The following is an 11,658-nucleotide window of genomic DNA, read 5'->3' as shown; positions in this document are numbered from 1 at the left end:
GGTGCGTATAGCAGGGCATGACTCTCCCTACCCCCCTCCCACGCCATCGTCGTTTGCTGTGCCTGCTTGTGGTGGGCGGCTGCTTCGCGTCGCTTAGTGCCTGCTCGCCGGGTACCAACAGTGACAACCCCGTAGCCGCGGCTCTTGCGCAAAACGAAAAGCGCATCGACGACCTCGATATCACTGAAAAGCAAAAGCAGGACGCTGAGTTCATGGTAAATGCTGCGGCCGATGGCATTCTCAACCAGCAACTGGCCACTGTGGCGCTGCAGCGCGCCGCTACCCCCAGTGTACGCAACTTGGCGCAGACCCTGCTCAACCAGTACATCAAAATGACTGGGGAGTTGAAAACGCTGGCTGGTCGGAAGGGCATTACGCTGCCTGAGGCCCTGGGCTCGGAGCGCAAGGAACAATACGATAATATATCGGCCCTCACGGGCACTGCCTTCGACAAAAAATACAGTGCGGCTATAGTCGATGGCCAGAAGAAAGCCGTAGACTCCTACGAAGACCTCAGCGAAGACGCCTACGATGGCGACATCCGGGGGTTTGCCGCCAAGTACTTACCCATGCTGCAACAGCAGGTGACCCAAGCCCAGCAGGTGCAGGATGAGGTTGAAAAGCTACCGTAATTCCATTCTACCCTCCGCTCTTTTCCACACCATTTCACTTTTCTTTTCTGATGACGTACCGTATCCTGACCGGCCTAGCTTTGGCCGCTGCTCTCTCCCTCTCGGCTTGCAACGACGCCGAAAAACGCACTGATGGCACCGCCGGCGAAGCGGTAAGTGACATTGATAAAGCTGCTGAAGAAGGCGGCGTGCAGGCCGATGCCGTGGTAATCGACGATAACGCTGGCCCTACCGTTACACCCTCGGCCGCCGACTCGGCCGCGCTAGATAAGAGCGGCACGACGCAGCCCTAAGCTACCCTTCCCCTCCACCTATTCTTTTCTTTCCGATGAAACGCATATTGCTAGCTCCGCTTTGTGCGGTGGCTTTGCTGGCAGCTATAGCCAGTTGCACATCCAACGGCGACTCCGTAGAGCAAGCTCAGAAAACCAACGAAGCCCGGCACGAAAACGCCACTGCCAACACGGACATGGGCAACATGAAACAGGATAAGAAGGATTTCGACTCCGATTTCATGACCAAAGCGGCTAGTGGCGGCATGTTAGAGGTGGAATTGGGCCGTTTGGTGGCCCAACGAGGTGCTACCCCCGAAGGCAAGCAATTTGGTCAGCATATGGTGGATGACCATAGCAAAGCCAACGAAGAACTGAAAGCCCTAGCTGCCCAAAAGAACATCACGCTTCCCAGCACACTCGGCGAAGGCCACCGTGAGGTGCTGGACGATGTGACCGACGAGAAAGGCGTGGACATGGACAAGAAGTATCTCAAAGAGATGGTGAAAGACCATGAGGAGGATGTAAAAGAATATACGGAAGCCTCCACCAATGCTAGCGACCCAGATATTAAAGCTTTTGCGGCTAAAAATGTCCCTATTCTGAAGCGGCATTTGGCGATGGCTCAGAAGATGTACGCAGCCGTAGAGCAAAGAAAATAACTATACTGAGAGCGAAACCTACATTGGTTATCCATGGGTAGGCTTTGCACCAGTGTCTTTCTCACCAGCCCTATTCCCTCCTAATCCTATATGAAAACTTCCTTTCTAACGCTGACCTACGTTACTGCTTTAGTAGCAATGTCGGCGTGCAGCCAAGACAATACGGCCACTACTGATACAGCCGCCGAAAACGTGAGCAACACGGACTCGGGTCCTATGACTATGCACGTCCCTGATACCAGCAACACAGACGTTACTACAGCGGCGGAGGCTCGTACAGCACCACCCATGCTCAACGGTTCTACTATCACAGGTAAGGATTTTGTGCTGAAAGCAGACCAAGGCGGCCACAATGAGATTGGACTGAGCAAGCTGGCCCTAGAAAAAGGCGTTACCGGCGATGTAAAAGCCTTTGCAACCAAAATGATTGACGACCACACCAAGGCCGGCAATGAGTTGAAGGTGGTGGCACAGAAGAAAAACATAGCTCTACCGGGAGAAATGGATCCGTATCACAAATCCCTTTACGACCAGATGAGCAAGATGTCGGGCAAGCAGTTTGAGCAGGCCTATGTAAGCCAGATGGTAAAAGACCACCAACAGACGGTGGATTTACTGAACGGTGAGATTCAGGCTGGTTCTGATCCAGATGTGAAAGCTTGGGCTCAAAAAACGCTACCCGTTGTGCAACAGCACACAACGATGGCGCAGCACAACGAAGGCATGAACATGTAACAGCGCAGGGGTGTAGAAGCTTCCTCTCAACAGCAGCTTTGCATCGCTTCTATTCCTACCCTATCCATATATCAACATGGTAGGCAAAGACTTACTTTCCTTTTCCAATAACTATTCTTTCTCATGAAAACCATTTTCCCTAGCCTGCTATGCGCGGGCGTGCTGTTGTTTGCTACATCTTGTGGTAACGACACCACTTCGAACAACGAAACTGCAACTACAGCTACTGATTCCGTGGCTACTGAAAACACCATGGAGTCAGCAGACGCCCCGGCCATGAACATGGCCTCCGATACGGCCACTGCTCCCCACGCCACCGACGAAGAGTTTATGAAATCGGCCGCACACAGCGACCAGAACGAAATTCAACTCAGCAAATTGGTGCTTGAGAAAGGCGTAACAGGAATGGCCAAGGACCACGCTAACCAAATGGTAACGGACCACACCAAGTCGACGGCCGATCTAAAGGCCATTGCGCAGAAGAAAAACGTAACCCTCCCCACGGACATGGACGCTGCGCATAAGGCTATAGCTACTACCATGCAAAAGCTTTCCGGCAAAGACTTGGAGACGCAGTATATGCAACAGATGGTATTAGATCACCAGAAAACGCTAAACACTATGCAGGCCCACGACAAAATGACGCAGGACGCTGATCTGAAAGCATTCATCGCTAAAACAGCACCTGTGGTACAGAACCACCTGACCATGTTTAAGCAACACGCTGACACCGGCGCAATGTAAGGCTACCTACCCGATGCTTTACAGGAAAAGCCGCTACCATCTGGTAGCGGCTTTTTTGGTTAGAAACAATTGTGCTTGGCTGACGCGTAGTGCGTATTCATATACTAATGATATGTCATTCAATAATTTATAAATCAATTAATAAAATCGTGTTGCAACATATATTGAATACGATCAGTATACTTTATCTGTTGTATGCTACCATGCAGGTAGCAACACCTTTTTCAGTTGCACATGAAATTGACTACAAAATATATTCTTGGAGCCCTTCTAATTGGCTCTTTCTCTTTTGCTACCACTCCGGCAGCTCAGGCGCAAAAGAAGCCGGTGAAAGAGGCAGAAAAAATCAATAAGAAGCGCAACCGGCTAAAAGCCGATTCCTCACCTTACTCCAAAGATCAGCTGCAATACGACGCCGAGTTTGCCGTAGCGGCTTCTAGCAGTAACATGCTGGAAATAGCCTTAGGCAAGTTAGCTCAGCAAAAGGCCATTGCCACGGAGGTGAAGGAATGGGGCAAACGCATGGAGCAGGAGCACGGCCAGGCCGAGCAGCAGCTCCAGGCCATTGCCGAGCGCGCCCGCATTACCCTACCCCAGATGATGGGCAAAGATGACCGCGGCATCTACGACGATATCGACGACCGGAAATACTTCGGCTTCGACAAAAAATACATGCGCGACCTACAGGAGTTGCATGAGCGCACCATTGCCCGCTTTGCGGATGCGGCCGCAAAAGCCTCCAACCCAGAACTGCGCACCTACGCCGCCGAAATGCTACCCAAGCTGCGAGAGCATGAAGAAATAACGGCCCAGCTGTTTGAGCGCGCCAGCGACCGGAAGTAGAAGATAACACCCTTACTTTTAGAAGGCTCTGAGGTAATCAGAGCCTTCTTTTTATTTTTATAAGGGGCTTAGGAAGCAAAACTAATTAGAGGGGCTGTTGACGAAGCAATTTAAGTAAGAGTTTGTACAGGTCTTCGTGGCGATGATTGAAGCGAAACTCGGCCTCTTTCAAGTGTAGTAAAAACGTATGGTTGGGCACGCCCTTGAAGCGTTGCAGATGGGCTTTGGCAAAGCTCCAAAATGATTCAATCCCGTTGATATGCGAGGCTCCCTGGACAAACTCGTTCTGCCCATGATGCACCCGAAAATGACGGTCGTAGCCCACGTCCACCAAGCCATCATAGCCGCGCCAGCCATCGGTGTTGACCATCGCCGTGACATCAATCTTACCCCGAATAATAGCTTGCAGGGTCTTTTTCGAGCAATCCGGGACGATTTCCGTGTATACCTGAGCCCCGCGTTTGAACAGGCCAAAGACAATGGTTTTACCCCCCGCTCCCCGGCCCCGTTTGCCGCGTACGCGCCGCGGGCCGAAGTAGCTCTCGTCCAGTTCGACGGCCCCGTCCAGGTCAGCCGGCACCGGGCTGCAAGCTAGCAGCCGGTGGCGCAGGCGCAGGTATATGTCGTTGACCGCGCGTACGCTCAGACCCGTCAGCCGGGCCGCGTCCGAAGCCGTCAAATCCAGCGCGAAAAGACGCAACAAGTAGCGAAATTTGACCTCGGAAATTTTGCTGCACTTATAATAGCGGTTAGTTTGCTGCATAACAGGAAGTTATGCCCCATTCCTCGCTTTTTGCTTCCTAAGCCCCTTTATAAATACTTAAATCGGTATCGGAGTCCTACGCTTACTCCCGGGCGCAAGTAACCATATCGGTTCTGAAAGTTTACTGCAATAGGTTTTATTAGAACTCCTTCAGCAGTAACCTGTAACTGTCGTTTTCGGCCAAATCCATAGGCAATATCAAGACCAGCCATTGGATTCACAGCCCAGGTTTGTTCCCGACCTGTTGATTGGTTCATGGGTTGGCCGTTCTGATACAAAACACTTTGAGAATGCACTAACCCTGTCAGCACGGCTACGCCACCTACTACATCGAACTGCACACGTTGTGCAAACGTCTTGGTGAGAGAATAGCGCATTACCACAGGAATAGCAAAAGTGTATTCGTCGCTAGTAGTCTGATCGTAGCCATCGAGAACGGAAAACTGACTGTAGCGTGATTGATTATACTGATATTGGAGTCCTACCTGCATGGCTAATCGTGGCCGTAAATAGTAACCTGCATATATATAAGGCCCAATACCTACTCCTAAATTGCTGTAATATCTCTCAGAAGGAATATAATAGCCATACACTCCTGCTTGTGTTCCAATGTATGCACGAGATCTTGCAGCAGCATCGTCATCGGAGGAAGGCGCATAATGTGCAGGAGCAGCGCCTAATACTAACCCAACACGCAGGCTACCCGTCATTTGCCACTTTTGATAATTCAACTCTTCTGTCAATAGCCTTCCTACCCCGGCATTGAAATCAATAAATCCATAATGCCCCCAACGCCGCTGTATCCCGTAGAGCAGGGCTGCCTCTGCATGCAATCGTCTCGCGCTGAGCGTACGTAAATAGTAGGGCAGATCGGAAAAGCGATCAAAGCTGCTTCCTAGTGCCAAAGAAAAATAATTGGCAGAGAAATTTCCGGCACCGCGCCCCTGCCGGATACGACGTTCTAGATTATAGTAATACCGTCCGGCCAGTTGCGCGCGTACTGCAAAAGATTGTTTGATTTCACTACCGCCTGAAGATGAACTAGGGCGGCGGTACTGCATAACTGCCGGACTAAGCTCTGCCAACGCGGACCAAGCCGGCCGGTACAGTTTTCGTTCATACGCTAAGTGAATTCCAAGACGACGATACCCCCGGTAACTATTTAATAATCTATTGCTTTCATCGCTTAAATAGACATTATTCAGACCCAGCTTCCACAGGTCGCGGTCCTCGCGCTGCACGCGCAGAGTTGCTGTATCCAGCAGTGCTGGTTTTGCTTTTGACTTCAGCGGTTTCGTCAGCACTTCTTCTGAGTAGCTGATGTGCTCTTCTGTGTAGCTGCTGCGGGTGGAGTCGACAGTAACCTGGGCCGAGGTTGAAAAGGGTAGTCCGGCGATGGTCAGCAACAGGCAACAGCGCAGCAATAGTATGGCGTAACGCATAGAAAGGATAGGTTGGAAGGCGGATGGGTAGATTAAGGCTGAAAGACAAATTCCTGCGTTTGCAGTGTCAGGGGTGCGTAAGTAGTGCTGATGCGCACTACCGGCCGCGAGGCTACTTCTGTGGTGAGCGTGCCTCGACTGGTGGTAATGCGCTGGGCACTTTGGTAGCGGTCGGGCACCGTGAGAGGGCCTTGCTGCACACTTAATTGGTAGCCAAACTGCTCTGGCTGCGGCACGCTAATTACTACCTCCGTTCGGTAAGCTTCCACATTTAGCTTGCGCAAGTTGGCGGCTGGCTGGGCATGCACGCTCCCATACTGGTTGTGTATTGTGATAGTTCCTCCCACATCCAGTAGTTGCACTGCCGATTTATTGGCTTCGCACAGAAAGGTAGCCTGCACCTTTTTAGCGGTCAAATCGGCGTAACGGGCTTCAATATTCACGTTGCCTTGTAAATCGAGCAACGTAATTTGACCGAAACTTTGCTCTAGCTGCTGCCAGCCGTTTAGGTTTGTTAGGCTGGTATGCCCGTAGGTATTAATAGCAGTCAGGTGGTTGCCAGCAGGCATCATCACGGTGTACTCCGCGCGTAGGTCGCTTTGCACAGTAGGCGCTCCAGCGGGTAAAGAGAAAAAGTTGATCAGGTTGATAGCACTGACGTTTTGTTGCAACCGATACTGCGCTGCCCCCAAGTCGCGCTCAGCCACAGCCCGGTCGGGGTGACGGGCACTCAGGCGCAGCACCACTTGCACAATCGGCTTGTCCCAGCCTTGTACCCGCAATGTGGCCTTTTCAGCTCGGATGCGTACCGGCGTGTTGGGTTTGCATACCCAGCGCTGTTCCAGCGTGCGGGTCACTACCTGCACCTTTTGCTGTGCCTGCGCACCGAGGCTACTCAATAGCCAAAGCAGCACCAATACGCCCACCCGACAACGATTCTGTACGATGTTGCTCATGAGATAAGAAGTTGAACCAGCTCGCGGGTGATTTCTGCCCGTAATGTGGTTAGCTGCACTTGTTGTCGAACTACAGTTGGTGAGGCGCCAAACCGCTGCGCATCCTGCCGAAGTTGCCGCTCCTGTTCTTCTACCTCCGATAGTTGCGCCCGCAGCTCCCTAAACTCACTCGACTGGCACACGGTAGGCAGAGAAGTACAGTGTGCATCAATGAAAGCCTTACCCTCCTGCGCCAGCGGATCGGCAGGCGCGGCAAGCCGCACAGCGGCAACTGGCGCGGCTACCTCTTCTTCGCTGAACGTGACTGTTTCGTAGGGAACCGCTGCCACTTGCTTGTCTAGCGTGGTAGGCCGCAGCCACCACACACCGAGAAGCAACAGAATAACAGCGGCTATACTTGCTACCCGACGCCATGCATGTGTAGGCCACATTGGCCGGAATACCACGGCCGCGGCTGGTGCTTCGGCTTCATCAAGTCGACTGGTAATAGCATTCCACAACGCTTCATCGGGTTCGTGCGCGGGCAATGCGGGTATAGTGTGGGCAATGGCCTCTTCAGCTTCTAGCTGCGCTGCAATATGCAGCCAGATAGCCGCTTTGGGCTCGTGCGAGGGTAGGCCGACTACTGCCCGGCGCAGGTGCTCGCGCCCGGCTTCCTCGGGTAGTTTGGGAAAATCACTCATCGGTACAAATGCTGAAGTTTGCGTTGCAGCAGCCGCTTGGCGTGGTATAGTTGCGACTTGCTGGTGCCCTCCGTGATGCCCAGCAGCTCGGCGGCCTCGCGGTGGGAGTAGCCCTCTACCTCTAGCAGGCAGAAGGTGGCGCGGTAACCGGCCGGCAGCTCGCCAATAGCTTTTTCCAGCGCCTCGCCGGTCAGGCTGTCGTGCCAGGCTACCAGTGGCTCGGGGTGGCTATCCGGGTCGTAGAGTTCCATGCGCTGCTCGTGCCGGAGCGTGAGCAAGGCCCGCCGCACCACAATGGTGCGAATCCAGGCACCCAGTGCCGACTGCTGTCGGAAGCTGCCCAACTGCTGAAACACCTGCACGAAAGCGTCCTGCAACGCATCCTGCGCCAAATCCCGGCTGTTCAGAATGCGCAGGGCGCAGGAGAACATGGCGGTTTTGTAGCGCTGGTACAGCTGGTACTGCGCTTGACGGTTGTGGGCCAGGCAGGCCGTGAGCAACTGTTCGTCGGTGAGCGGCAAGGTAGGGGAAGCTAGCACGGGGCGGATAGTTGCCCTAAAGTGCTGCGCCGCCGGGAGAAGGTTGGTTAGGGCAGGAGAATTATTTTAAAACTTACTTTTCTGGAGCAGCATTCGACCAGTTGGAGGAAAGTAGTGGACATAAAAAAACCGTCACACACTTCTGCATGACGGTTTTGTATGGTTTACTTGTTTTACTCTACCTCCGCATACTTACTCGTCCTCAACTCCTCAGCCAGGAACTTGCTCGTATAGCCTTTCTTCGACTTGGCTACTTGCTCGGGTGTGCCTTGGGCCACGATGGTACCGCCGCCGGCACCGCCCTCGGGGCCGATGTCGATGATGTGGTCGGCTACTTTGATCAGGTCGAGGTTGTGCTCAATGATGAGGACCGTATTGCCTTTGTCGACTAGCTTTTGCAGCACGTCGGAGAGGTGGTTGATATCTTCGAAGTGCAAGCCAGTAGTGGGCTCGTCGAGGATGTAGAATGTCTGGCCGGTGTCTTTCTTGCTGAGCTCGGTGGCCAGCTTCACACGCTGGGCTTCGCCGCCGCTGAGGGTAGTAGCCTGCTGGCCCAGCGTGAGGTAACCCAGACCTACGTCATTCAGCGTCTGAATCTTACGTAGAATACGTGGCTGATACTCGAAGAACTCCACGGCCTTTTCCACCGTCATATCGAGTACGTCGGTGATAGATTTGCCTTTGAAGCGCACTTCCAGCGTTTCGCGGTTGTAACGGCGGCCTTTGCAGGTTTCGCAGGGCACGTGCACGTCGGGCAGGAAGTTCATTTCGATGGTGCGCAGGCCCGCGCCCTCGCAAGTTTCGCAGCGGCCACCCTTCACGTTGAAGGAGAAACGGCCAGGACCGTAGCCACGGATTTTCGACTCGGGTAACTCGGCAAATAACTGGCGAATTTCGGTCATTACGCCGGTGTAGGTAGCCGGGTTGGAGCGCGGCGTACGGCCAATCGGCGACTGGTCTACCTCAATTACCTTGTCGATAAAGTCCAGACCCTCAATAGCATCGTACTTCAGCGGCTCGCGCTTGGCATTGAAGAAGTGCTGGTTGAGGATGGGGTAGAGCGTGTCGTGAATAAGCGACGACTTGCCTGAGCCCGACACGCCCGTCACGGCAATGAGCTTGCCCAACGGGAACTTGGCCGTCACGTTTTTCAGGTTATGCCCTTTGGCACCTTTCAGTACCAATTCTTCGCCGGTGCCCTCGCGCTTTTTCTTGCGTAGCTCAATGTGCTTTTGCCCGCTGAGGTACTGCGAGGTAAGGGAGCCGGAGTTGAAAATCTCGGTGGGTGAGCCTGCGGCCACAATGTGGCCGCCGTGGATGCCCGCGCCGGGACCAATGTCCAGCACGTGGTCGGCGTGCATGATCATGTCCTTGTCGTGCTCCACTACAATCACCGAGTTGCCGATATCGCGCAGATGCTGCAACGCCTTGATTAGCCGCTCGTTGTCGCGCTGGTGCAGACCGATACTGGGCTCGTCCATGATGTACAAGACGCCTACCAGCTGGGTACCAATTTGGGTAGCCAGGCGGATGCGCTGGCTCTCGCCGCCGCTCAGCGTGCGCACCGAGCGGTGCAAATCGAGGTAGTCGAGGCCTACCTCCAGCAGGAAGCCGATGCGCTTGCGGATTTCCTTCAGCAGCTCACGGGCAATCAGGTTTTGGCGCTCCGAGAGGCGGTCTTCCAATCCTTCAAACCACGCCGACAGCTCCTTCACGTCCATTACCGACAGCTCCCCAATGTGCTTATCGGCAATCTTAAAGTGCAACGACTCCTTTTTCAGACGGTAGCCGTGGCACTCGGGGCACTCCTTGGCCTGAGTGTATTGCTGAATCCAGTCCCGAATGTTGTCCGAATCAGAATCCATCTGACGCCGTAGGAAGGGGATAATGCCCTCGAACGGCTCCGTGTAGTTAGCCTTCGTGGTATCGGCGTCCTCATCTTCGGGGATGCCGTGCAACAGGCGCTGCACTAAGTCTTCGGGCAGCTTTTGGATGGGCATACTCAGCGAAGCTTTGTGTTTTTTGAGAATGAGCTGGAGCTGCTGAAAAATCCAGATGTCGCGGTACTCGCCCAGCGGCGCGATGCCGCCCCTGCTGATACTCAGCTTCTTATCCGGCATCACGGTTTCCTCCGTGATTTCCTGCACCTCGCCTAGCCCGTTGCACACGGGGCAGGCACCGTAGGGCGAGTTGAACGAAAACGTATTCGGCGCGGGGTCGTCGTAGGCGATGCCGGTAGCCGGGTCCATCAGGAAGCGGGAGAAAAACTGGGTGTTGTCCTTCTTCTTGCTGTCGGGGTCGAGCACGAGCATGGTGCCCTTACCCTGCGTGAGCGAGTTTTGCACCGAGCCGGCCAAGCGGTGGCGGTCTTCGGCTTTCACCACCAAGCGGTCAATCACGATTTCGATGTCGTGAATCTTGTAGCGGTCCACCTGCATCTTGGGCGTGATGTCGAGCAGTTCGCCATCAACACGCACTTTCGTGAAGCCCGACTTGGCCACCTGCTGAAACAACTCGCGGTAGTGGCCCTTCCTACCCTTCACTACGGGTGCCAGCACTACCAGCTTCTTGTTATCGTAGTGCTTCAGGATGTAGTTGATAATCTGGTCGTCCGACTGCCGGATCATCTTCTTGCCCGTCACGTAGCTGAACGCCTCGGCGGTGCGGGCATAGAACAGGCGCAGGAAGTCATAAATCTCGGTAATGGTGCCGACGGTGGAGCGCGGGTTGCGCGAGGTGGTTTTCTGCTCGATACTAATCACCGGCGACAAGCCTTCGATTTTATCCACATCGGGCCGTTCCAGGCCGCCCATAAACGAGCGGGCGTAGGCCGAAAACGTCTCCATGTAGCGACGCTGGCCCTCGGCGTAGATCGTATCAAACGCCAGCGACGACTTGCCTGAACCGGAAATACCAGTGAACACCACCAGCTTGCCCCGCGGAATCTGAACGGAAACGTTTTTCAGGTTGTGCTCGCGCGCGCCGTATACTTCGATGAACGGTGCTTCGGCGGCGGCCGGGTTGGAGTGGGCGTGGCCGTTGGAGGGTAGGGCTACGGCCGCGGCCGTCAGCTCGGCCTCCGCCGTAGCTATTTGTGAAAGGGGAGAAATCGTAGCGGCCGCAACGGCCGGGGCTTTTTTCTTAGCCATGCAAAGCGGATCGAATAAGTCTGCAAAGGTACGCAAAACGCAGCCGGATGGCTACTCCGAATAGCTTCTTAGCCAGTGGCATTAGCGAATAACGAAGCGGTCGAAGTATGGATGCGTTTGTGGCAGATAGGATACAACAACGCGCTGCCCCGAAATGTCCCGATTTACCGAAAGTTCTTATTCGGGGCCGTAGTAGGATTATGCTGTGGTGAACTTGGCCTTGTTCTTGTCAAAAGCC

General features: G+C 54.0%; 12 protein-coding genes. 6 read left to right on the top strand and 6 right to left on the bottom strand.

Features of this window, described 5'->3' with window-relative positions; translation table 11 throughout:
- The first annotated feature begins 17 nt into the window (after positions 1–17).
- From F1C16_RS18455 to F1C16_RS18430, 6 genes are all read left to right on the top strand, one after another.
- Positions 18–632, top strand: a complete 615-nt coding sequence (locus tag F1C16_RS18455; RefSeq protein WP_185282059.1) for a DUF4142 domain-containing protein — start codon at positions 18–20, stop codon at positions 630–632.
- 50 nt (positions 633–682) lie between these two features.
- The gene (locus F1C16_RS18450) at positions 683–925 is read left to right on the top strand and encodes a hypothetical protein (protein WP_185282058.1); all 243 of its coding nucleotides are present in this window, start codon (positions 683–685) and stop codon (positions 923–925) included.
- A gap of 35 nt (positions 926–960) precedes the next feature.
- Positions 961–1,566 (top strand): DUF4142 domain-containing protein, encoded by a 606-nt coding sequence (locus F1C16_RS18445; protein ID WP_185282056.1) that lies wholly within the window; start codon positions 961–963, stop codon positions 1,564–1,566.
- Between the two features lie 90 nt (positions 1,567–1,656).
- Positions 1,657–2,301 carry a DUF4142 domain-containing protein gene (locus tag F1C16_RS18440; RefSeq protein WP_185282055.1) on the top strand — a complete coding sequence of 215 codons (645 nt, stop codon included), beginning with the start codon at positions 1,657–1,659 and terminating at the stop codon, positions 2,299–2,301.
- Between the two features lie 123 nt (positions 2,302–2,424).
- Complete coding sequence (locus F1C16_RS18435) at positions 2,425–3,045, top strand: DUF4142 domain-containing protein (RefSeq protein WP_185282053.1); 621 nt, start codon at positions 2,425–2,427, stop codon at positions 3,043–3,045.
- A gap of 234 nt (positions 3,046–3,279) precedes the next feature.
- Positions 3,280–3,888, top strand: coding sequence for a DUF4142 domain-containing protein (locus tag F1C16_RS18430; RefSeq protein WP_185282051.1), 609 nt, complete (start codon positions 3,280–3,282; stop codon positions 3,886–3,888).
- 85 nt (positions 3,889–3,973) lie between these two features.
- Here F1C16_RS18430 and F1C16_RS18425 read toward each other — a convergent pair whose 3' ends face one another.
- The 6 genes from F1C16_RS18425 to uvrA form a co-directional block, all read right to left on the bottom strand.
- The gene (locus F1C16_RS18425) at positions 3,974–4,651 is read right to left on the bottom strand and encodes an IS1595 family transposase (RefSeq protein ID WP_185281262.1); all 678 of its coding nucleotides are present in this window, start codon (positions 4,649–4,651) and stop codon (positions 3,974–3,976) included.
- Between the two features lie 47 nt (positions 4,652–4,698).
- On the bottom strand, positions 4,699–6,093 hold the full coding sequence (locus F1C16_RS18420) for a hypothetical protein (protein ID WP_185282050.1): 1,395 nt from the start codon (positions 6,091–6,093) through the stop codon (positions 4,699–4,701).
- Positions 6,094–6,125: 32 nt separating this feature from the next.
- Positions 6,126–7,049, bottom strand: coding sequence for a hypothetical protein (locus F1C16_RS18415; RefSeq protein WP_185282049.1), 924 nt, complete (start codon positions 7,047–7,049; stop codon positions 6,126–6,128).
- Entirely contained in the window at positions 7,046–7,732 is a 687-nt protein-coding gene (locus F1C16_RS18410) for a hypothetical protein (protein ID WP_185282048.1), read from the bottom strand. The genes F1C16_RS18415 and F1C16_RS18410 overlap by 4 nt, the downstream gene beginning before the upstream one ends.
- Entirely contained in the window at positions 7,729–8,271 is a 543-nt protein-coding gene (locus tag F1C16_RS18405; protein ID WP_258048959.1) for an RNA polymerase sigma factor, read from the bottom strand. Before F1C16_RS18405 ends, F1C16_RS18410 begins: the two co-directional genes overlap by 4 nt.
- A gap of 173 nt (positions 8,272–8,444) precedes the next feature.
- The gene (gene uvrA / locus F1C16_RS18400) at positions 8,445–11,420 is read right to left on the bottom strand and encodes an excinuclease ABC subunit UvrA (RefSeq protein ID WP_258048958.1); all 2,976 of its coding nucleotides are present in this window, start codon (positions 11,418–11,420) and stop codon (positions 8,445–8,447) included.
- Between the last annotated feature and the right edge of the window lie 238 nt (positions 11,421–11,658).

This window comes from Hymenobacter sp. NBH84, assembly GCF_014217645.1.
Taxonomy (GTDB): domain Bacteria; phylum Bacteroidota; class Bacteroidia; order Cytophagales; family Hymenobacteraceae; genus Hymenobacter; species Hymenobacter profundi.
Note: the sequence above shows the minus strand (reverse complement) of the source record. Positions and strands in the feature narration are given on the sequence as shown.